Genomic DNA, 20,786 nt, shown 5'->3' on the forward strand with positions numbered 1-20,786 from the left:
GCTCCGATCGAGCCGTAGCTTGATGCGCGTCAAACGGCAGGAACGACGAGGCGCGACGATGGACGGGCCATGAGACCCGTACCAACCCAGAGATGCCACCACTTCCCATTCGCGCCGGTCTTTGTATCTGGTGGTGAGGCCGGGCGTCATGTCGACCGATGAAGGGAAGGGTTTTTGAGATTGAGGCGATTTGCCGTCGGTCAGGGAGAATAGGGCTTGTTGGTACTGCTACACGGATTGGGGGAACCCACCGGTACTGGGCCGGTGGGCCGGTGCCCTCGTCTATGCTGCCCGACGAACATGTGGGCCACTGCGCTGTCACGTCGCGTCGTCGGACACCCGCTCCCACGTCTCCTTCGCAACATCCCGCGCGAGGTGGCCGAAGACTTGGTCGCGCACACCATGGTGCCGTCGACCTCGTCGCTGTGGAAAGTTCTGTATCACCACGACTGGCACGGCGAGGCCGAGGCGACAGCGCAGACTCTCCCCGTACTGATGCTGCACGGCAGTGCCGACCTGACGGCGCCCCTGACTGAGGCTCAGAATCTGGCGAAGGGGCGCGCCACCAGGGAGCTGCATGTTCGCGGCGGTGTGGATCACCATCCCTGGCTGCGCGCACCGCGTGACTGCCTGGAACACATCGAGCAGTGGCTTTCGAATTTCAGGGAGCAGCCGCCATGAACGACGTGTCCTTGCCGGAACTGACGGGTATTGGCATGGCCCTAGCTGCAGGCCTGCTCATCGGACTGGAGCGCGGCTGGCATCAGCGTGACCTGCCTGACGGGCACCGAGTGGCCGGTTTGCGCACGTTTGCGCTGATCGGCTTGCTTGGCGGCTTGAGTGGTTTGCTGGCGCAACGATGGGGCGCAAGCATTTTGGTAGGCGTGTTGGCGGTGGTGGCCCTTCTGATCTTGAGCGGCTACATCGTGACGTCACGCATGCACGGCGTCATGGGTTTGACCACGGCCATGGCAGCTATCACCACGTTCCTCATCGGTGTGTTGGCGGCGGGTGGCAGCACGCTGCTCGCCGCTGCCGTCGCGGTGGTGACGGTCACGCTGCTGCAACTCAAGCGACCGATGCACAGTGGTATCGGCAAGCTCACGGAAGGTGAGTTGACCAGTGGCATTCAATTGCTGCTGATCAGTGTCGTCATTCTCCCGGTTCTCCCCGATCGAGGGTTTGGTCCGTTCGCGGCACTGAATCCCTACAAGCTCTGGTGGGCGGTCGTGCTGCTCGCGTCGTTCTCGTTCCTCGGATTCGTCCTGATGCGATGGTTTGGCGCCAAGCGTGGTCTGACTCTCACGGCACTGCTCGGCGGACTGGTGTCCAGCACCGCGACCACGGCGACGCTGGCGCGCTGGTCCAAGGAAGCTCCGCAGTGGCGGCCACTGGCTGCCGGGGGAGCCACGCTCGCTTGCGCGGCGATGTTCGGCCGAATGGCGGTGCTTGTTGGCGTCGCAGCACCAGCGCTCGGCACGGCGACGATCGGAACCCTTGGGGCCATGGCTGTCGCCGGGGCTGCATTCGGAGCGTACTTGACCACTCGCGAGCATGCGAAGGACCTTCCAAACCTCTCGACGCAGAACCCGTTGAAGCTGACCGCGGCCGTGCAGTTCGCGCTGTTCCTCGCAGCGGTGCTGCTTGTCGGCCGGTTCCTTGCAGACCGGTTCGGTGATGCCGGGTTGCTGGTCACTGCGGCAATCTCCGGGCTGGTGGATGTTGATGCCATCACCCTTTCGGTAGGCCGCATGGTTGGTGACAGCGTGGTGGGCCCAGCCGTTGCCGGCCTGGCCGTCTTTCTCGCGGCTGCCGTCAATCAGCTTTCCAAGCTGGGGCTGTTATGGGTGCTCGACAGTCGGTCGCTGGCGCTTAAGGTGCTGCCGGCGTATGTACTGATGGCGCTCGTCGGTGTCGCGACGGCGCTCACACTGCGCTGAGGGGGCCTGCTTTTGAACGTCGACGGCACGGCAAAGCGTCGGCGTAGAACGCACTCACTTTGTCGGTTAGAGCGCTTGCGTTCCCGCTCCGCGCGCAAACGGGCCGAACCGGAGTCCGTAGTGGGCTACGGAGGCATCGTTGATGCAGATCAAGCTGGATGTGAGACCCCGAAGCTATTCTGAGTTCAAAGAACCCGCAGTGTCTCAATAGCACTTCATCATGTTCAGCGATCGCCGACGTCTCCGCCGATGGGCAGCCCAGGTGCTGCTGGTGTGGCTGTTTGGCCTCGCGATGGGTGTTGCAAACGCCTGCACCCTGGAAGAGTCAACGCACCACCACGCCAACGCGGAAGCTGCGGTCAGTTTGGCGGAACACCACCACGGTGACGAGCAGGATGATTCTGGCAAGGCCAACTGCTTGAACTTCTGCGAGAAGTCGTCAATCGCTGCTCCGCAGCTGAAGGTTGTCGACGACGGCTTGGCTGCGTTCGGCTTAGCACTGACGGCCTTCGACACACTTGCGATATCCGGCCAGTCCCAGCCAACCGTTGACCGGCTGATGGTCAACTCGCCACACCTGCCCGGCGGGCCCCCGCCGCGCATCGCGTTCCAGCGCCTCGCGCTGTGACACGCCCGGGCGCGACGCGGACTTGATCCGCGCTGCGTCTTGCCTTCCGTCCACCCCGCCCCCGTCGCGGCGCTCTTGGTGGCGGTGTCGTCCGTTCCTGTTTCCTTTCCATGTTGTCCTCCCTCATCAGGAGTCTTGCCATGCGCACCACCCTCGTTCTGCTTTCGTCCTTTGTCGCCCTTGCGCTCGGTGCCGCCACCGCGATCGCGCAGGAGCGTCCCGCCGCCGCCCCTGCGGCGTCTATGCCGATGGACTGCAGTTCTGGCGGAATGACGCACCACGACCACGGCGCCGAGCGAAACGCGCCGTCGACGAAGGCGATGTCATGCATGCCGCAGGCTGCTGCCTCCGGTGTCAAGAGCAAGGCCAAGCCGACCCATGACCACGCAAAGATCCACAAAAACCAGTGACGGCCTCGTCAAACCAACCAGGAGTCTCGCTATGAACCACTCGCAAGAACACAGCAATGGCCGCCCTTCCGGCCCCAATTGGTCCCGCATCAACCAATGGGTGCTGTGGATCGGTCTGGCCTCGGCTGTGGTTTGGATGTTCTACCGCCACAACGCGCACCTTGGGCAATTGCTGCCGTTTTTGATCTTGCTGGCCTGCCCGCTGATGCACCTCTTCGGTCACGGCGGGCATGGTGGCCACGGCGGGCACGGTGGTGGCACGGACGCCAAGCCCAAGGATGAAACCCGACAGCGCCCCCCCGGTGACCACGGCGGCCACCAACATTGAAACCAAAGGAGTCTCGAAATGGAAACCACTGAACTCAAAGTCAACGGCATGACCTGCGGGTCCTGCGTCGCATCGGTCACCAAGGCACTCAAGCGTGTGCCGGGCGTGCAGGAGGTCGAAGTCAATCTCGGCAGCGGCATCGCGCGTATCAGCGGCGAGCATGCCGCCAATCAGGTGCCGGCGTTTGTCGCGGCCCTGGGAGATGCTGGCTATGAGGCTGGGCCCGCGACGGGCGCGCCGGCAGCGCACCCGCACCCGACCGGTGGCTGTGGAGCAGGCTCTGCCACCAAGGGCCGCGGCGGCTGCTGCTGCGGTTGAAACGTCATGGCGACATCGAACGTTGCAGCTGCGGCCTCTCCTACGCCAGGTCGCATGGTGACCCGCTACTGGTTTGATGCGCTCTGGCGCGCCACCGCGACGGCCGACACGCTGCGCGAGCGTGCGGCCAACATGACAGCTCACGAGGCCGCGGGCATGCCGCCGCTGCTCCACTTCGAGTCCGAGCAGATTGCAGATGGGCGGGATCTCGACCCGCCGTCGAACTACCGCCTGCTGCGCGTCACGCGCTGCGGCACCGACGCGCTCGAGAAGCACCTGCGCAAGGGCGCCGCCCCGGTGATCGTGGTCGATCCGCGCGCCGGTCACGGCCCGGGCATCGGTGGTTTCAAGCGCGACTCGGAAGTCGGTATGGCGCTGCTCGAAGGCCACCCGGTTTACTTCGTGGTCTTCGATCCGGAGCCGGTCGATGGGCAAACGATGGGAGCCGTCGTGCAGACGCTGGCGTCCTTCATTGACATCGTCGCCAAGCGTCATCGCGGCAAGGCGCCGATCGTCTACGGCAATTGCCAGGGCGGGTGGGCGATCGCGCTTGCGCTTTCGCATTGCGAGCACCGGGCGGCAATGGCGGTGCTGAACGGCTCGCCGCTGTCGTACTGGGCCGGCGAGCGCGGCATCAACCCGATGCGCCTGCTCGGTGGCTTCACCGGCGGCGTCTGGCCCGCGCACTGGATGTCGGACCTGGGCAACGGTCACTTCGACGGCGCCTGGTTGGTGCAGAACTTCGAGGCGTTGCGCCCCGAAGGCGTATTCAGGAAATACGACACGCTCTTTGCGCAGCCGGAGGCCGAGCACGATCGCTTCCTGGAGTTCGAGCGCTGGTGGAACGGCTTCTACCAGTTGGCACGTGAGGAGATGCTGACCATCGCCGGGGATCTGTTCGTCGGCAACCGCCTCGAGGACGGCGAGATCGTGGTCGACGAGCATTGCCGTGCAGACCTCAAGCGCATCGGGGCGCCCCTGGTGATCTTCAGCTCCTACGGCGACAACATCACGCCACCGCACCAGGCGCTGGGCTGGCTCAAGGAGGTATATGCGACCACCGAGGAATTGGTGGCTGCTGGCCAGCGCGTCGTCTACCTGCTGCACAAGCAGGTGGGCCACCTCGGCATTTTCGTGTCGGCAGGCGTCGCGCGGCGCGAGCACCGTGCCATCCTCCACCACACCGGAACGATCCAGGATCTCGCACCCGGCCTCTACGAGATGGTCCTAAATGAGGAGGGCGTCTCCGGCGACGCTGCCACCGGCGCTTGCTTTGAGCCGCGCCGCCTCGAGGATCTGCCGTTCGATGCCAACCCGGCTGGGTTCCACATGGTGCAGGCGATGTCGGAGGCGAGCGAGCGTGCCTATGCGCAATGGGTTTCGCCGTGGGTTCGCATGGCGGTCACGCCTGAATCGGCGCGCCAGTTGCGCGAGCTTCATCCAATGCGAATCAGTCGGCAGGTCTGGTCCGAGAAATCGACTCCAACCCTTGCCTGGTTGCCATGGACGCAGCACTGGCTCGAACACTGGGGCGCGCACGACGCGGATCGCACTGCCAACCCCTGGTACCAGTTGGAACGCGTCGGCGCGGATGCGTACGCCCAAGCCTTGGAGTCGTGGCGCACAAGCCGCGACCTGTTTGCCGAAGTTGTATTCCAGCAGCTCTATGCGAGTTGACTGGTCGACCAAACGCCACGAGGAGCCCACCATGAGAACCATCTTGTTGCAGGCTCAGTGCTGGCGTTTCGCGGCCACGACGTGGCTGTTGCTGCTGCTGATCACCATGCTGAGCCCGGCGCTGGCACAGAGCCGACTGGAGCGCTCCGGCGTCACCCTCTACTGGGGGTTGGTACCTGCCGCCGTCGTGGCGGACACGCACGCGCTCGCGGAACTCCACGGCGGTTCGCCCAAAGGCGGCGGTCAGATTCACCACCTCGTTGTTGCGCTCTACGACAGCGCAAGTGGCCGTCGAATCGAGGACGCGGTTGTGCGCGCGCAGATCAGCGAAGCCGGCATCGTCGACGAGCCCGCGAAGTACCTGGTGCCGATGAAAGTCAACGACCAGGCCAGCTACGGACAGGTCTTCGGCGTCGCCAAGGACGGACCGTACCGGTTCCGACTTTGGATGCGGCTGCCACCGCGGACCGAGGAGATCGAGTTCAAGTTCGAGGCCTGGTCGCCGCACCGCTCCGAGCGGTGAGGCAACCCGCGTTGATCGCCAGTCAGCCGGCTCTCGCAAAGAAGTCGGAAGGTTGCCCCGTGGAAATCATCGATCTTTCCGGCCGCAGAGGCCTCGTGGTCGGAGTGGCCAACGCCGACAGCCTGGCTTGGTCCGCGGCGCAGCACTTCCGCAATGCCGGCGCTGAGCTGGCGGGCCGCCGCCGATTGCGCGGAACCGGTGACAACGTTCTGCAGCGATGCGATGGCCGGCCTCGCATCCGATGCGCGACCGACCCCCAAACCCACGCGTCCTGCGAGACGCATTGACCGACAGGAGAAAAACCATGGCCATTAAGGAAGTTGTGCTCTGCGGCGCCGTCCGCACCCCCATCGGCACCTACGGCGGCGCGATCAAGGATGTCTCCGCCAGCGACCTCGGTGCCGCCGTGATCCGCGAGACCTTGCTTCGCAGCGGGCTGGCCGGGTCGCAGGTGCAGTCCCTCGTGATGGGCAACGTTATCCAGGCCGGCAATCGAATGAACCCGGCTCGCCAGGCGGGCCTTGCGGCGGGGCTGCCGGTCGAGGTTCCCGCCTTGACGGTCAACCGAGTGTGCGGATCGGGGGCGCAGGCCGTCGTGAGTGCCGCTCTCGAGGTGACGGCTGGTCTGGTCGACTGCGCGGTGGCGGGCGGCATGGAAAACATGGACCGCGCACCCTATCTGCTGCCTCAGGGGCGCTGGGGCGCGCGCATGGGCGACGTGACGCTCTTCGACAGCATGCTGCTTGACGGGCTGCACGACGCCGTCAGCGGGCAGCATTCCGGCTGGCACACCGAGGATCTGGTGACTCGGTTCGGCATCTCGCGCGAGGACCAGGACCGCTGGGCGCTACGCTCGCAGCAGGCGTTCTCGACGGCGCAAGCAGCCGGCAGGTTCGACGCCGAAATCGTCTCCTTGCAAGTGCCTGGCCGCAAAGGCCCGGTGCCGTTCGCGCGCGACGAGCACAACCGGCCGGACACGACGATGGAGTCGCTTGCGCGGCTCAAGCCCGCGTTCCGCAAGGAGGGCACCATCACCGCGGGCAATGCGCCCGGTCTCAACAGTGGTGCGGCGGCCATGGTTGTGGCCGAGCGGGGCTGGGCCGAGCGCCAGGGGCTCCAGCCCCAGGCGCGTCTGGCGGCCTTCGGCATCGGTGCTGTTGACCCGAATTTCTTCGGGCTCGGGCCGCTACCGGCTGTGCGCCAAGCGCTTGAGCGTGCCGGCTGGGCAATCGGAGACGTCGACCGGGTGGAGATCAACGAGGCCTTCGCAGCCATCGCGCTCGCCTGCCAGCGCGAACTCGGCTTCGCCGAGAACATGGTCAATGTCGAGGGCGGTGCCATTGCCCACGGGCACCCGATCGGAGCGACCGGAGCGGTGCTCACCACGCGGCTGCTGCACGCGATGCAGCGCGACGGCCTGCGCCGCGGCATCGTGACGCTGTGCATCGGCGGCGGGCAGGCCGTGGCGCTGGCGCTCGAGCGGATCTGAGCAATGCCCGCCAGCCTGATCACGCAGGAGCTTGACCCATGTGCAGCACCCGGGTTGAGACTTGTGGCTCGGGAGTCGACGCGGCCCTGCGCCGCCGGAGAACTGCGATGCGATTGATCGACTGTGCGCGACAGGCTGGCGTGACGACGGACACGCTGCGCCACTACCTGCGGGTCGGCTTGGTGGAGGTCGAGGACCGTACAGACAACGGCTATCGAACATTCTCGGAGCGCAGCGTCGCGCGCGTGCGCTTCATCCGCGGCGCGCTGGCCTTGGGTTTCACACTCAAGGACGCTGGCGAACTCATCGAGATGGGGCAGCGCGGCGAACTGCCATGCTCGCGGGCACGCACGTTGCTCGACCAACGCCTCGCAGAGCAGGGGCGACAGCTGGACGACATCGTGCGCCTGCATCGGCGCATGCAGCGGGCGGTAGCCGACTGGAAGAGGCGCCCCGACGGCGTGCCGGACGGCCACTCGGTATGTGGCCTCATCGAGGGTTTCGCGGCGAACCCGGTTTTGGCCGCGCGACGCGACCGCGGGGCCGCCGCTCCGAAGAGGGGCGAGGGATGAGCCACGTCGCCGATACGGCTCACCCGCTCCGGACGCCGGAGCCCGACCGCGAACCGTTGGTTCGGCAGGCCATCGCGCTCTTGCAGGCCTGGACGGCGGAAGCAACTCCGGCCCTCGTCTGGGACGCGACGTCCGTGGTCGACCGGCATGGCCTCGACCATCTCCCCGGGCACCGCACGACGCCAATCGTTGCGGCGATCATGGCTGCTGCGGGCGCGACGATGCCGCACTTCTCGCTGCCAGCCGGCTCGGAGGCTTGGAGCACCGCCGACGCCATGGCGACGCTCACCGGGGTGGAGCACGATCGTGCGGCCGCGGCCGGTATTGCCTCGCGCCTGGGCGCCTGCATCGTCCGTGCGGCCCCAGCCGGCGTGGAAGCGAACCTGTCTTGGAGTTCCGGTGCGGATGACGCCCATCTGGTGGCGTCGGTGCTGGCGCGCAGGATCGCTGCTGGCGTGGGGCACCTGCTCGTCAACGTGGCCGTGGGACGAGGTGCCAGGGTGCTCGACGACGCGCGTTTCCATCGACTGCAGACCGCGTTCATGGCTACCGGCTCGGCGGTCGGCCTGCAGGTCCATGTCACCCGTTCCGTCGGGTCACAGCCGGTGGGTCTGGGCGTCGGCCCGGCGCCCGAGGCGCTGGACGTTTTGGCCGTGCTGCGGGGCGCCGCGGCGGCGCCGGTTGATCTGCGCATGCACGCCCTTGTCGAAGCCGGTCAACTGCTCGAGCTGAGCGGCGTGAGCTGCCCTGGGCACGGTGAGCTCGACGCCTGGCGACTGCTCGACAGCGGCGCCGCGTGGGGGCGCTTCCAGACCCTGTGCGAAGCCCAGGGCGGGCTGCGCACGCCAATCCTCGCGCCCGTCGCTGAAACCATCGCAGCCGAACGTACGGGCCACGTGAGGTCGCTGGACGGCGCACACGTGCAGCGCGTCGCGGTGCTGGCCGGTGCACCGCGCGGGAGCGGTGCCGGCGTCGTGCTGCACACACGGATCGGCGAGCACGTCGACCAGGGGCAACCGCTGTTCACCGTCCACGCTGCGAGCCAGACATGCCTCGCGGCAGTTATGAGCGAGCTGCGACGCGCACCGTTGATCGTCGTCGGTGAAGACTCGACAGCGGCCTTCGCCGACTCACAAGACTCGCACCTGAAGACCTGAAGGGACAAACCGATGGAACACTTGACAACGCTCCCTCGGCCCGCGCCTGCCGACCTGCATGCCCCGGCGCTGCGCATTCTGCGCCGCTTGCTGGCCGGGATCGAGCGACCACCGGGGCTGAGGCTGGGCGATGCGCTGTTGCACGAACTCGAGTCCCATCCCGAGTACACGCTCGTGATTCGCGACCCGGCGCTGCTGCGTCGTCTCGTGCTCCGGCCGGATCCTCTGCTGCTGGCCGACGCCTACTTCCGAGGCGTCATCGATGTCGAGGGTGACCTGTACAGCGCTCTGGGTCTGAAGACCCACTTCGAGACGGTCTCGCTGTCGTGGCGCGACAAGCTTGCGCTGGTACGTGACGCGTTGATGTTGCGGGTCTCCGACCAGAACGGCTTGAAGCCGGTCGGGGGGCTGGCTTCGCGCGTGGCCCGGCGATTCGCGTATCGCCATTCACGCAAAACCGACCAGGCGGCGATATCGTTCCACTACGACGTGTCCAATGCGTTCTACGGCCTGTGGCTGGATGCCGAGCGGGTCTATTCCTGCGCGTACTTCGAGACGCCCGGGGACTCACTCGAGCAGGCCCAGCGCAACAAGCTGGAGCACATCTGCCGCAAGCTGCGCCTGCAGCCCGGCGATCGGCTGCTCGACATCGGTTGCGGCTGGGGCGCGCTGGTGTGCTGGGCGGCGCGCCATCACGGCGTTCGCGCACACGGCATCACACTGAGCCAACGGCAGCTCGAATACGCACGCGAGCGCATTCAGGCCGAGGGTCTGCAGGACCTTGTCACGGTCGAGCTTCGCGACTACCGCGATCTCGACGGCACGGCAATCTACGACAAGGTGTCCAGCGTCGGCATGTTCGAGCATGTCGGCCTGGCGAACTTGCCGGACTACTACGCCGCGGTCCAACGCGTGCTGCGGCCGGGCGGGCTGTTCCTCAACCACGGCATTACCCACGATGAGGAGGGCTGGAACAGGACTCTCGCGAGCGATTTCATCAATCGCTACGTGTTCCCGGACGGCGAACTCGACTGCGTCAGCAACATCCAGCTTGGCATGGAGCGCGCCGGCTTCGAGATCCACGATCTCGAGGGTCTGCGCCCCCACTACGCGTTGACGCTACGGCACTGGGTGCAACGGCTGGAGGCGCGCCGTGACGAAGCGCTGCGGGAAGTCGACGAGGTGACCTACCGCATCTGGCGTTTGTACATGGCGGCTTGTGCGCTCGAGTTCGAGGCGGGAGGTACGGGCATCTATCAGATCGTCGCCTCGAAGCGCGCTGGCGGAGCGTGGCCCGTCCCCCTGACACGCCGCGATCTCTACCGTGGATGAGAAGCCATGGTCGTCTCCTTCTCCGCCGGTGACAGGTGGCTCGCAATCGGACCTCTCGACCGGGGCCTTTGCAGCCCTGCTTGCGGCGGGGGCGGCGGTGTCGATGGCCTACGGCGTCACGCTGCCGCTGCTGCCCGCGCTGGTGGAGCGCACGGGGGGCCTCTCGGCAGCCGACGTGGAGAACCACACGGGCTGGATCACCGGCGTGTACACGCTGGTGCTGTTCCTGTTCGCACCCGCCTGGGGAGCGCTCGCGGATCGGATCGACCGACGCTGGGTGCTTGCCGCCGGACTGGCCGGCTCGAGCGTGGCGCTGTGGATCTTGACCATGCCCCTCTCGATGCGCGGGCTCTATGGGATGCGTGCGGTTGCCGGCCTGACGTCGGCGGCGGTGCTCCCGGCGGTGTTCGCCTACGTCGTCACCGCGTCTGCGCCGTCTCGCTTGCAGCGCCGCTTCGCTTGGGTCGCGTCGGCCACTGCACTGGGTTTCCTGGTGGGACCGGCACTCGGCGACGGGCTGACCGTTCCGATACGCGCCGCCCGCGGCGATGCCGCGTTCACCGCGCTACCGTTGGACGTTGTCGCCATTGTCGGATTGCTGGCTGCGGTGGGGGCGCTCGGCCTACCCCCCACCCGCACCATGGTGCCAGCGCCCGGCAGTGCGCGGCCCGGCGACGAGCGGCGCATCGTCCGCTCACTGCTGCTGACGGCCGTCGTCGTGCTGGCGATCACGGTGGCGGAGGTCGGCGTGACGTTGGCGGCGCGCCGCGCGCCGGCCGCCGGTGCGATGCCCGTGTCGGTGTACTTCGCGCTGTGCAGCGCCGTGATGATCGCCGTGCAATTCTGGGCCTTGCCGCGTCTGGAGCGAAGAATGGGCGAGCCGCGTCTGGTCGTCGCCGCGCTCGCGGTGCTCTCGGCAGGTGTCAGCTTGCTGGCTGTCTCAAGCGGGGGCTTCGTTACCGCCACCGCCTTCGTGCTGGCGGCTGCCGGGATTGGCGTGCTCATTCCGTCGCTGGCCGTGCGTATCTCGAGCGCAGCCGGTGTGCGGCAAGGCTGGGCCATGGGCCGGCAGGCCGCGGCGGCCAACCTGGGGCAGGCCATCGGCGCAGCGGCCACGGGCAGCCTGTTTGCGCTGGCTCCACCACTGCCGTTCCTTGTTGCGGGTGGGCTGGCCGTTCTCGCAGCCGGCGCGGCAGCATGGGAGGGCGCCGCGCGCCCCGCGCCGTGAACCCCACTCCACACCCTTTCAACGGCCTGGCACACGACGGCAGGGCACGTTTCCATTCATCGATCGGGGACGGGAGGACCCACCTGTTTTGTTCGGGGCACTGCCTGAGCGAGTTCCAGCTCAATCCGGTGCGATACGTCGGGGCGTCCGATGCGGCGCCAATTTCCACGCTTTATTCCACGCCAATTTCCACGGTGGTACGCGCTGCACCGACAGGGCTGGGCGGAACTACTAGTTCTGCAACGCCGGCTGCCAGCGCACCTTCGAATCGACGGCGCCCTCGGGCCAGATCCCGATTCCGTGGAGGAGTGTTTTTATGAACAAGAAGCAGATGTTCTCGCTTTGGTACGTGCTGGCTGCCCTTGTGGGCATGCTCCTGTTGCAGGAGTTCTTCGTTCCCCGGCACACGCAGACGCTGGCCTATAGCGAGTTCAAGCAGGCGCTGCTAGCGGGCAAGCTCGACGACGTGGTGATCGCCGACGGCATCGTGACCGGCAAGCTGCGTGCAGAAGGGCTGGACCAGATCCTGCCGAAGGACAAGCTCGAAGCGCTTAAGCGCGCAGGAGGCGAACACGGCTTCGCGACGGTGCTGGTCAACGATCCGGGCCTGGTGGCGCAGCTCGATGCCGCCAAGGTGCGCTACGGCGGCGTGCGTGAGAGCAAGTGGCTCGGCGCGCTGATCTCCTGGGTCGCACCGGCGCTGGTGTTCTTCGGCGTCTGGTGGTTCCTGATGAAGCGCGTGGGCGGCGGGATGGGCGGTATGGGCCACGGCATGTTGGAGATCGGCAAGAGCAAGGCCAAGGTCTACATGCAAACGCAGACAGGTGTCACGTTCAAGGACGTCGCCGGCATCGACGAGGCGCGCGAGGAACTCATGGAGATCGCCGAGTTCCTTAAGAACCCGGATCGGTACAAGCGCCTGGGCGGCAAGATCCCCAAGGGTGTGCTGATCGTGGGTGCGCCCGGCACCGGCAAGACGCTGCTGGCCAAGGCGGTCGCCGGCGAGGCCGGCGTGCCCTTCCTGTCGCTAAGTGGTTCGGAGTTCGTCGAGATGTTCGTCGGCGTCGGCGCGGCGCGCGTGCGCGACCTGTTCGAGCAGGCGGCGGCCAAGGCCCCATGCATCGTCTTCATCGACGAGATCGACGCACTCGGCAAGGCGCGCGGCGTCGGCCTCTCCGGCGGCCACGAGGAGCACGAGCAGACGCTCAACCAGCTGCTCGCCGAGATGGACGGCTTCGACACCAACCGCGGCGTGATCATCCTCGCCGCGACGAACCGGCCCGAGGTGCTCGACCCGGCGCTGCTGCGGCCGGGCCGTTTCGACAGGCACGTCGCGATCGACCGGCCCGACCTGATCGGACGGCGGCAGATCCTGGAAGTGCACGTGAAGAACGTCAAGCTGGCGCCGTCCGTCGACCTCGCCGTGCTCGCGGCGCGCACGCCCGGCTTCGCCGGCGCCGACCTGGCCAACCTCGTCAACGAGGCGACGCTGCGCGCCGCCAAGCGCGACAAGGACGCGGTAGACATGCAGGACTTCGAGGAAGCGCTGGACCGGATCGTCGCCGGTCTCGAGAAGAAGAACCGGGTGATGAACCCGACCGAGCGCAAGTTCGTCGCCTACCACGAGGCCGGACACGCCCTGGTAGCCGAGATGCGCAAGAACGCAGACCGCGTGACCAAGGTGTCGATCATCCCGCGCGGCATCGCGGCGCTCGGCTACACGCAGCAGTCGCCGACCGAGGACCGCTACCTGTTGCGCCGCAGCGAGCTGCTGGATCGGCTTGACGTGCTGCTTGCCGGGCGCGTGGCCGAGCAGCTGGTGTTCGAGGACGTCTCGACCGGCGCGGAGAACGACCTGCAGCGTGCCACCGACATGGCGCGCCACATGGTGACGCACTACGGCATGAGCGATGCACTCGGCCTGGCAACCTACGACGCGCGGCCCGCGCCGCTGTTCCTGAACGGCCCGACACTGCCCGAGCCGCGCACCTTCAGCGAGCGCACCGCCGAAGCGATCGACGGCGAGGTACGCCGGCTGCTCGACGAGGCGCGCGATCGAGTGACGCAGACACTGCGGGCGAACCGCGAGACGCTCGAAGCGCTGGCCGCTCTGCTGCTGGAGAAGGAGGTCGTGGACCGGACGATGCTGGACGGCCTGATGGCGTCGACGGCTGCTCCGGCTCAGCTGCGCGTGGCTGCCGTGGCACTGTCGCCGGCGGACGGTGCATCGTGAGCACGCGCCGCGAGCTTCTCCGTCTGGCTGCCGCAGCGGTTCCACTGGCCGCGCTCGCCGTGCCGGGTGTTCGTGCCCAACCGTCGGAGGGGCGCGAGATCCTCGACAAGGTCGAGAAGCTGCTGTGGGGCAGCACGGTGCAGGGCGAGTACGAGATGACGATCACCACGCCACGCTGGCAGCGCACGCTCGGCCTGCGCCTGTGGATGGATCGGCCGCGGCGCTCGTTCGTGCGCATCCTGTCGCCGGCAAAGGAGGCGGGGATCGGCTCGCTGCGCATTGGTACCGAGATGTGGAACTACCTGCCCAACGTCGAGCGCATCGTCAAGATTCCGCCGTCGATGATGCTGCAGCCATGGATGGGCTCGGACTTCACGAACGACGACCTCGTGAAGGAAAGCAGCATCCTTGAGGACTACACCCACAAGGTGCTCGCCACGGTGCAGCTCGACGGCGAGGCGGTCGTGCAGGTAGAGGCCGTGCCGAAACCCGACGCGGCGGTGGTGTGGGGTCGCATCGTCTACTGGGTGCGGCGCGCCGACACGATGCCGTTGAAGCAGGAGTTCTTCAGCGAGCGCGGCGAGCGCGTGCGGGTTTTGTCGTTCACCGACGTGCGCAAGGTCGGCGGGCGGGTCATGCCGACCCGCTGGGACATGCGGCCCGATGCCAAGCCCGGCAACTCGACCGCGGTGGTGCTGAAAGACGCCGTGTTCGACCGGCCGGTGGACGACGAGATATTCAGCCAGCGCAACCTGCAGAAGCGATAGGTTCAAAGTCTTCCCCGGCAACCAACCCGGGCGCCAAACCGCGTACTCACCTACATCGTCATGACCTTACCCACCTCGACATCCAGAACCTCCACGTGGTTGCTGACGGCCTGCGGCGCATGGCTGATCGCCCTGGGTGCGTATTTCGTTTTCGTGCGTCCCGCACTGTTGCCGGAGGACCCTCGCTTCATCGGCACGCCACTGGAGCGGCTGCGTGAGGCGGCACCAGGCCTGGAGGCCTGGTTGCGCATCGTGTTCACGGTGATGGGCGGCTTCATGGCGGGCGCGGGCGTGCTGACCGTGTTCCTGGCGCGAACCGCCGTGCCCGCGCGGCTGCGCGGCACCGGGTGGGCCATCGCGCTGGCAGGGTTGCCCACGGTCGTCTTGATGAGCGCGATGAACTTCGCCCTGCACTCGGACTTCCGCTGGGTCCTGCTGCTGCCGGCGCTGCTCTGGGTGGCGGCCGTGATCGCGTACGCGCGAAAGACCTGACGTTGATCGTTCGATGACCTGCCACTCCAACCGACACACACCATGAACCACAAGCTTCCCTGGGTCGCCGAGCGCGTGCGGCTGTTCCGTGAAAGCGATGCCGACTTCGCTCGCTGGGCGCGCGGGTTCGGACCCATCGTGCACAACGACCAGACTCAACTGCGCGTGCACGATCTCGCACAGGTGCTGGTCGCCGGCGGCAAGGCGGGCGACACGGCCAGCGTCTACCGCACGCTGTGGGCGGCGGACCGTCTCGCGGCGGCCGGCATGTGGCTGACCGTGCACATGACTTACGCCGACAAGGTCCATCCGGACGGGAGAGAGATGGCGCCCGAGGACTTCAAGGGAACGCCCGAAGGCCACACGGGCGGCTCGCTGAACATCGTGCCGGCCTACGTCGGCTACCTGGCCGCGAACGCGCTCAGCGGCCTGACGCGCGGCTGGCTGATGGGGCAGGGTCACTGCGTGGCGGGGATCGACGCCTGCAATCTGCTCGTCGGCAACATGACGCCGCGGCACGCCGAACGCTACGACCGAAGCGAGAGCGGGCTGACGCGCTTTGCCCGCGACTTCTACAGCTACGCGATCGACGCGGCCGGGCGGCCGGCCTCGCCGCTGGGCAGCCACGTCGGGCCGAACACCGCCGGGGGCCTGTCCGAGGGCGGGTACCTCGGCTTCGCGGAGCTGCAGTACGTGCACATGCCGCTGCCGGGCGAGCGGCTGGTGGTGTTCCTCAGCGACGGTGCCTTCGAAGAGCAGCGCGGCAGCGATTGGGCACCGCGCTGGTGGCGCGCCGAGGACTGCGGCTTCGTCGCCCCCTTCATGATCCTCAACGGACGCCGCATCGAGCAACGCAGCACGATGCAGCAGCAGGGCGGTCAGGAGTGGTTCCAACAGCACCTGCGCCTGAACGGCTTCGACCCGATGGAGATCGACGGCACCGACCCGGCCGCGTTCGCGTGGGCCGTGCATGCGATGGAGGAGCGGCTCGCGGCCTGCGCGGCAGCTGTCGCCACCGGCAGCATCCAGTACCCGGTGCCGCTGCACTACACCGTCGCCGAGGCACCGAAGGGCTTCGGCTTTCCCGGTGCGGGGATGAACGCCGCCCACAATCTGCCGCTGGCCGGCAATCCACGCATCGACGCATTCGCGCGGCAGCAGTTCAACGAGGGCGCGCGTGCGTTGTTCGTGCCAGCTGGCGAACTCGACGAGGCGGTAGCCGTGCTCTGCCGTCATCGGGACCAGCAGCGCCCGCTCGAGCGCGACCACGCGCTGGCGCACCGGCAGGTCGACGCACCCGCGTTGCCTGCGGCGCAATGGCACGCCGTCGGCGCGGGCCAAGTGTCCCCGATGGGCGCGCTGGACGGGGCCTTTGCCGCCATCGTGCAGGCAAACCCCCAGTTGCGCCCGCGTGTCGGCAACCCGGACGAACTGCGCAGCAACCGGATGGGCCAGACCCTGGACCTGCTGAAGCACCGTGTCTTCGCGCCCGAGCCCGGCCTGGCGGAGGCGGTGGACGGCGCGGTGATCACCGCGCTCAACGAGGAGGCGGTGGTCAGCGCGGCCCTCGGCAACAAGGGTGGCATCAACCTCGTGGTCTCCTATGAGGCCTTCGCCGTCAAGATGCTCGGCGCGCTGCGCCAGGAGATCCTGTTCGCCCGCCACCAGGCGGAGGCGGGCAGTCCGCAGGGGTGGCTGTCGATCGTCACGGTGGCCACCTCGCACACATGGGAGAACGGCAAGAACGAGCAGTCGCACCAGGACCCGACCTTGGCCGAAGCGCTGCTGGGCGAGATGTCGGACACCGCGCGCGTGCTGTTCCCCGTCGATGCGAACAGCGCGGCAGCCGCGCTGCGTGCTGCCTACGGCACCCATGGGCAGTTCTGGACCCTTGTCGTGCCCAAGCGGCCGATGGCCAACCGCCTGACCGGCGAGCAGGCGCAGCGCCTGGTCGAAGAGGGGGCCTGCGTGGTCAAGGCCTGCGAGGCTCCCCAGGTGCTGCTGATCGCCATCGGCGCGTACCAGCTGCAGCAGGCGCTGCTGGCAGCGCACCGGCTCGATGCCGCCGGGCATCGCACTGCGGTCACCTGCGTTGTCGAGCCCGGCCGCTTCCGGCTGCCGCGCGACGCGCGCGAGCGCGCGTTCGTGGTCGGCGATTCGGCACTGGGGCAACTCTTCCCTGCCGCAGCCGCGGCGCGCGTCATCGTCTCGCACATGCGGCCCGAACCCACGCTCGGCGTACTCCGCCGCGTTGACACCGGGCCGCAGCAGACCCGCGCGCTGGGCTATATCGCCCGGGGCGGCACGCTCGATGTCGCCGGCATGCTGTTCGCGAACCGCTGCACATGGGCTCACGTGGTGGCCGAGGCCGCTTCCGCGCTTGGCATCGATCCGGCGCAAGTGCTCAGCACCGACGAATGGGCGGCCGTGCGCGGGCTCGGCGATCCGCACATCGTGATGACTTCGGAATGAAGCCCATGTCGATGCCCTGCGCCATCGTCCGTGTCGACAAGGCTACGAAGATCTACCAGCGCGACAGCATCCCGGTGCCGGCGCTGCACGAGACCAGCGTCGAGATCCTGGAGGGCGACTTCGTGGCCCTGGTCGGGCCCTCCGGCTCCGGCAAGACGACGCTGCTGAACCTCATCGGTGGGCTCGACCGCCCGACGAGCGGTCGCATCTGGGTCGGCGATCAGGAGATCACGTCCCTGGGCCGCAAGGCGCTCGCCGAGGTTCGCCTGCGCCACATCGGCTTCGTGTTCCAGGAATACAACCTGGTGCCGGTGCTCTCCGCGCTCGAGAACGTCGAGTACGTGATGCTGCTGCAAGGTGTCGACGAGGAACGCCGCCGCCAGGAGGCGATGCGCCTGCTGCACGAGCTCGGCCTGGAGGGTCTCGAGAACCGCCGGCCCAATGAACTGTCAGGCGGCCAGCAGCAGCGTGTGGCGGTGGCGCGCGCCATCGCCGCGCGGCCGATGATCGTGCTGCCCGACGAGCCGACCGCCAACCTCGACTCGCAGTCGGGCTCGGCGCTGATGGACATGATGCGCCGCCTGAACGAAGAGCAGGGCACCACATTCGTCTTCTCGACGCACGACCCGATGGTGGTCGAGCGCGCCCGCCGCGTGATCCGCCTGCGCGACGGCCGCATCGAGGCCGACGAGCGAAAGGCAGCGTCATGATCTGGAAGCTGGCGCTGCGCAACGTCATGCGCAACCGCCGCCGCTCCGGCATCACGGTGCTGTCGATCGCGGTCGGACTCGCCGCGTTGACCTTTCTCTGGGGGTTCATAGACGGCCAGAACCGCCAGATGGTGAACAACACCACGCGCTACTTCGCCACCGATGCGCAGGTGCACCTGAAGGGCTACCACGACGACCCGAGCCTGGACCGCGCCATCGAGGCCGGCGATCGCGTGCTCGCGGCGGTACGTGCCGACCCCGCTGTGGCCGCGGCAACGGTCCGGCTCGAAACGACCGTGCTCGCGAGCCGCGCGGACCGCTCGCGCGGCATCATGGCCTTCGGCGTCGATCCGGCGGGTGAGTCTGCGGTCAGTGATCTGTCCAAGGCCATCGTCGACGGCCGCGACCTCGACGGGCCGGGCGACAGCGGCATCCTGATCGGCGCGGATCTGGCCGGGGCCCTGGCCCTGCGCGCCGGAGACGACCTGGTCCTGGTAGGCCAGGCCTACGACGGCTCGGTGGCGAGCGCTCGGGTGCCCGTCCGCGGCGTGTTCCGCACGAAGATCGACGATCTGGACGGCTATGTCGCCGTGATGCCGATGGCGGTGATGCGCGACTTCCTTGCCGCGCCGAGTGCCGTGACGGCCGTCGCGGTGCGCTTGCGCGACCGGGGCGCGCTGGCTGCGGCCACCGAGAGCCTGTCCATCCGTGTCGGTTCCGACCACGAGGTGGTGGGCTGGCCGGTGCTGCTGCCGATGGTGGCGGTCAGCACACGATTCCACGAAGTGATGGGCATCGTGGTGCTGACGATCTTCTTTGTGATGGTGGCCGCCGGCGTGGCCAACCCGGTGTTGATGGCGGTGCTCGAGCGCACGCGCGAGTTCGGCATCATGCTCGCGCTGGGCACCAGCCAGTCGCTGCTGTTCCGGCTCGTGCTCGCGGAGGCGGCGCTGCTCGGCGCGGCCGGGCTGCTGCTCGGCAACGCGGTCGGGCTGGGCGCCACGGCGGCGTTCGGCCGGATCGGCATTGATCTCGGCGCGTTCGCGGCCGGCCTTCGAACCATGCCCGGACTGGAGGATGTCATCTATCCGGCGGTGCGCGCCGAACGCAGCCTGTTCATCTCGGCGATGGTGTTCTTGATCGCGCTCCTGATGGCGCTCTACCCAGCGTTCCGGGCCGCCACGCTGGAGCCGGTCGCCGCGATCCGCGGCATCGGCGACCGCGGCAAGGCGCGCATGGGGGGACGGGCCGAACCAGCACCGGCCCGGCGCAGCCGGTGGCCCGTCTTCGTGTTGATCGCCACGCGCAACCTGCTGCGCAATCGCAAGCGCAGCGCCATCACGGCCTTCGCCGCTGCCTTCGCGATCGTGGCCTACGTCTTCCTGTACGGCTTTTTCGACGGCTTCGCCGAGCAGATCGTCGGCAACTCGACCGGCTACCTCACGGGCCACCTGCAGATCGAGCGCCAGGGCCTGCGACGAGACTTGGCACCCGAGCTGGCCTTCGAGGACGCCGCCGGCGTCCTGAAGGCGGCGCAGACCATGCCTGGCGTCGCTGCGGCGGCGCCACGCGTGCAGGCGCAGGCGCTGGTCAGCAGCGCAACGAAGTCGGTGGGGGTGATGCTCTATGGCGTCGACCCTGATCTCGAGCCGAGCATCACCATCCTGCACCGAACCTTCGTCGAGGGCACGCCACTCGCGCGCGGTGCCGAACGCGACATCGTCATCGGCCGGCGGCTGGCCGAGAAGATCGGCGCAAGGCTTGGCGAGAAGATCGTCATCATGGCACCGGGGCTGGCCGGCGAACTCGGAACGGCTGCATTCCGCGTGCGCGGCATCTTCGCCACCGAGAGCAGTTCGTTCGACGGTGCCATGGTCTTCGTCACCTTGCCGGCAGCGCAACGCATGCTCGGCCTCGGCGACCGGGTCTCATCGGTCAACCTGAGGCTCGTGGACCGATCCCAGGTAGACGCCGTGGCCCGCCAACTGGCGCCGGTGGTGGCGAGCCGTGGCCTCGTGGCCTCGACCTGGCCGGAGTTGCTGACACGCGTGGCGGACATGGTGGGCTTGGTGCGTGCCATCCGCACCGTCATCGTTGCGGTCTTCTTCCTCGTCGTGGCGCTGGCGGTGATGAACACCGTTTTCATGGCCGTGGCCGAGCGGACTCGCGAGTTCGGCGTGATGATGGCGCTCGGCACACCACCCGATGCAATCGTTCGCATGGTCGTCTACGAAACGGTGGCGCTGATGCTGCTGGCCTCGGTCGTGGGTTATGCGGTGGGCGCGGCCATCGTGTCGGCGTTCGGCAGCGTGGGCCTGGACCTGTCGCGCTTCTACAAGGACTACAGCGCGATTCCCGGGCTCACCGGCATCGTCTACCCGCGGCTCGAATGGGCGAGCCTTGTCGGACCCGGCATCGGCCTGTTCCTGGCTAGCGTCGCGGTGTCGCTCTACCCGGCGTCACGGGCCGCACGGCTCGACCCGACTGCCGCTATCCGCCATACGTGATGC

The 20,786-nt window shown here is 67.7% G+C and carries 19 protein-coding genes and 1 pseudogene; all 20 read left to right on the top strand.

The genetic code is table 11. The features are described 5' to 3' along the window. Nucleotides 1–387: 387 nt before the first annotated feature. The 20 genes and pseudogenes from RXV79_RS12670 to RXV79_RS12765 all read left to right on the top strand — a co-directional run bounded on the left by RXV79_RS12670 (nt 388) and on the right by RXV79_RS12765 (nt 20,783). Nucleotides 388–681, top strand: coding sequence for an alpha/beta fold hydrolase (locus tag RXV79_RS12670; protein WP_316703800.1), 294 nt, complete (start codon nt 388–390; stop codon nt 679–681). Next, nucleotides 678–1,940 carry an MgtC/SapB family protein gene (locus RXV79_RS12675; protein ID WP_257824249.1) on the top strand — a complete coding sequence of 421 codons (1,263 nt, stop codon included), beginning with the start codon at nt 678–680 and terminating at the stop codon, nt 1,938–1,940. Before RXV79_RS12670 ends, RXV79_RS12675 begins: the two co-directional genes overlap by 4 nt. Nucleotides 1,941–2,160: 220 nt before the next feature. Next, the gene (locus RXV79_RS12680; protein ID WP_257824247.1) at nt 2,161–2,568 is read left to right on the top strand and encodes a hypothetical protein; all 408 of its coding nucleotides are present in this window, start codon (nt 2,161–2,163) and stop codon (nt 2,566–2,568) included. Nucleotides 2,569–2,708: 140 nt separating this feature from the next. After that, complete coding sequence (locus RXV79_RS12685) at nt 2,709–2,978, top strand: hypothetical protein (protein ID WP_316703803.1); 270 nt, start codon at nt 2,709–2,711, stop codon at nt 2,976–2,978. Between the two features lie 31 nt (nt 2,979–3,009). Further along, nucleotides 3,010–3,306 (top strand): DUF2933 domain-containing protein, encoded by a 297-nt coding sequence (locus RXV79_RS12690; RefSeq protein ID WP_316703805.1) that lies wholly within the window; start codon nt 3,010–3,012, stop codon nt 3,304–3,306. An 18-nt stretch (nt 3,307–3,324) separates the two neighbouring features. After that, complete coding sequence (locus RXV79_RS12695; RefSeq protein ID WP_316703807.1) at nt 3,325–3,624, top strand: heavy-metal-associated domain-containing protein; 300 nt, start codon at nt 3,325–3,327, stop codon at nt 3,622–3,624. Nucleotides 3,625–3,678: 54 nt separating this feature from the next. Then, nucleotides 3,679–5,301: a DUF3141 domain-containing protein gene (locus tag RXV79_RS12700; protein ID WP_316703809.1), complete on the top strand. Its 1,623-nt coding sequence runs from the start codon at nt 3,679–3,681 to the stop codon at nt 5,299–5,301. Between the two features lie 31 nt (nt 5,302–5,332). Further along, nucleotides 5,333–5,824, top strand: a complete 492-nt coding sequence (locus RXV79_RS12705) for a hypothetical protein (protein ID WP_316703810.1) — start codon at nt 5,333–5,335, stop codon at nt 5,822–5,824. Nucleotides 5,825–5,883: 59 nt separating this feature from the next. Continuing rightward, nucleotides 5,884–5,997: pseudogene (locus tag RXV79_RS12710) on the top strand (enoyl-[acyl-carrier-protein] reductase FabI); the annotation flags it as partial. 131 nt (nt 5,998–6,128) lie between these two features. Further along, nucleotides 6,129–7,313 carry a thiolase family protein gene (locus tag RXV79_RS12715; RefSeq protein WP_257824233.1) on the top strand — a complete coding sequence of 395 codons (1,185 nt, stop codon included), beginning with the start codon at nt 6,129–6,131 and terminating at the stop codon, nt 7,311–7,313. 107 nt (nt 7,314–7,420) lie between these two features. Beyond that, nucleotides 7,421–7,885: a MerR family transcriptional regulator gene (locus RXV79_RS12720; RefSeq protein ID WP_257824231.1), complete on the top strand. Its 465-nt coding sequence runs from the start codon at nt 7,421–7,423 to the stop codon at nt 7,883–7,885. After that, nucleotides 7,882–9,042: a thymidine phosphorylase gene (locus tag RXV79_RS12725; RefSeq protein ID WP_257824230.1), complete on the top strand. Its 1,161-nt coding sequence runs from the start codon at nt 7,882–7,884 to the stop codon at nt 9,040–9,042. The genes RXV79_RS12720 and RXV79_RS12725 overlap by 4 nt, the downstream gene beginning before the upstream one ends. Nucleotides 9,043–9,054: 12 nt before the next feature. Further along, entirely contained in the window at nt 9,055–10,374 is a 1,320-nt protein-coding gene (locus RXV79_RS12730; protein WP_257824229.1) for an SAM-dependent methyltransferase, read from the top strand. Next, the gene (locus RXV79_RS12735; protein ID WP_316703813.1) at nt 10,367–11,602 is read left to right on the top strand and encodes an MFS transporter; all 1,236 of its coding nucleotides are present in this window, start codon (nt 10,367–10,369) and stop codon (nt 11,600–11,602) included. Before RXV79_RS12730 ends, RXV79_RS12735 begins: the two co-directional genes overlap by 8 nt. A 316-nt stretch (nt 11,603–11,918) precedes the next feature. After that, a complete protein-coding gene (ftsH, locus tag RXV79_RS12740; protein WP_257824228.1) occupies nt 11,919–13,835 on the top strand; it encodes an ATP-dependent zinc metalloprotease FtsH in 1,917 nt (638 codons plus the stop codon). Beyond that, on the top strand, nt 13,832–14,602 hold the full coding sequence (locus RXV79_RS12745; protein ID WP_257824227.1) for an outer membrane lipoprotein-sorting protein: 771 nt from the start codon (nt 13,832–13,834) through the stop codon (nt 14,600–14,602). Before ftsH ends, RXV79_RS12745 begins: the two co-directional genes overlap by 4 nt. Before the next feature lie 60 nt (nt 14,603–14,662). Continuing rightward, nucleotides 14,663–15,094: a hypothetical protein gene (locus RXV79_RS12750; protein WP_316703815.1), complete on the top strand. Its 432-nt coding sequence runs from the start codon at nt 14,663–14,665 to the stop codon at nt 15,092–15,094. Nucleotides 15,095–15,136: 42 nt separating this feature from the next. After that, a complete protein-coding gene (locus RXV79_RS12755) occupies nt 15,137–17,566 on the top strand; it encodes a phosphoketolase family protein (RefSeq protein ID WP_316703816.1) in 2,430 nt (809 codons plus the stop codon). Continuing rightward, nucleotides 17,563–18,276, top strand: coding sequence for an ABC transporter ATP-binding protein (locus RXV79_RS12760; protein ID WP_316703817.1), 714 nt, complete (start codon nt 17,563–17,565; stop codon nt 18,274–18,276). The genes RXV79_RS12755 and RXV79_RS12760 overlap by 4 nt, the downstream gene beginning before the upstream one ends. Next, nucleotides 18,273–20,783 carry an ABC transporter permease gene (locus RXV79_RS12765; RefSeq protein WP_316703818.1) on the top strand — a complete coding sequence of 837 codons (2,511 nt, stop codon included), beginning with the start codon at nt 18,273–18,275 and terminating at the stop codon, nt 20,781–20,783. Before RXV79_RS12760 ends, RXV79_RS12765 begins: the two co-directional genes overlap by 4 nt. The last annotated feature ends 3 nt before the right edge of the window (nt 20,784–20,786 follow it).

The sequence above is a fragment of the Piscinibacter gummiphilus genome (assembly GCF_032681285.1).
Lineage (GTDB): Bacteria > Pseudomonadota > Gammaproteobacteria > Burkholderiales > Burkholderiaceae_C > Rhizobacter > Rhizobacter gummiphilus_A.

What these genes read in the sequence shown, in the direction of transcription:
- RXV79_RS12675 (WP_257824249.1), top strand. Translation starts at nt 678, where the DNA reads ATGAACGACGTGTCCTTGCCGGAACTGACGGGTATTGGCATGGCCCTA.
- RXV79_RS12680 (WP_257824247.1), top strand. Translation starts at nt 2,161, where the DNA reads ATGTTCAGCGATCGCCGACGTCTCCGCCGATGGGCAGCCCAGGTGCTG.
- RXV79_RS12685 (WP_316703803.1), top strand. Translation starts at nt 2,709, where the DNA reads ATGCGCACCACCCTCGTTCTGCTTTCGTCCTTTGTCGCCCTTGCGCTC.
- RXV79_RS12690 (WP_316703805.1), top strand. Translation starts at nt 3,010, where the DNA reads ATGAACCACTCGCAAGAACACAGCAATGGCCGCCCTTCCGGCCCCAAT.
- RXV79_RS12695 (WP_316703807.1), top strand. Translation starts at nt 3,325, where the DNA reads ATGGAAACCACTGAACTCAAAGTCAACGGCATGACCTGCGGGTCCTGC.
- RXV79_RS12700 (WP_316703809.1), top strand. Translation starts at nt 3,679, where the DNA reads ATGGTGACCCGCTACTGGTTTGATGCGCTCTGGCGCGCCACCGCGACG.
- RXV79_RS12705 (WP_316703810.1), top strand. Translation starts at nt 5,333, where the DNA reads ATGAGAACCATCTTGTTGCAGGCTCAGTGCTGGCGTTTCGCGGCCACG.
- RXV79_RS12715 (WP_257824233.1), top strand. Translation starts at nt 6,129, where the DNA reads ATGGCCATTAAGGAAGTTGTGCTCTGCGGCGCCGTCCGCACCCCCATC.
- RXV79_RS12720 (WP_257824231.1), top strand. Translation starts at nt 7,421, where the DNA reads ATGCGATTGATCGACTGTGCGCGACAGGCTGGCGTGACGACGGACACG.
- RXV79_RS12725 (WP_257824230.1), top strand. Translation starts at nt 7,882, where the DNA reads ATGAGCCACGTCGCCGATACGGCTCACCCGCTCCGGACGCCGGAGCCC.
- RXV79_RS12730 (WP_257824229.1), top strand. Translation starts at nt 9,055, where the DNA reads ATGGAACACTTGACAACGCTCCCTCGGCCCGCGCCTGCCGACCTGCAT.
- ftsH (WP_257824228.1), top strand. Translation starts at nt 11,919, where the DNA reads ATGAACAAGAAGCAGATGTTCTCGCTTTGGTACGTGCTGGCTGCCCTT.
- RXV79_RS12750 (WP_316703815.1), top strand. Translation starts at nt 14,663, where the DNA reads ATGACCTTACCCACCTCGACATCCAGAACCTCCACGTGGTTGCTGACG.
- RXV79_RS12755 (WP_316703816.1), top strand. Translation starts at nt 15,137, where the DNA reads ATGAACCACAAGCTTCCCTGGGTCGCCGAGCGCGTGCGGCTGTTCCGT.
- RXV79_RS12760 (WP_316703817.1), top strand. Translation starts at nt 17,563, where the DNA reads ATGAAGCCCATGTCGATGCCCTGCGCCATCGTCCGTGTCGACAAGGCT.
- RXV79_RS12765 (WP_316703818.1), top strand. Translation starts at nt 18,273, where the DNA reads ATGATCTGGAAGCTGGCGCTGCGCAACGTCATGCGCAACCGCCGCCGC.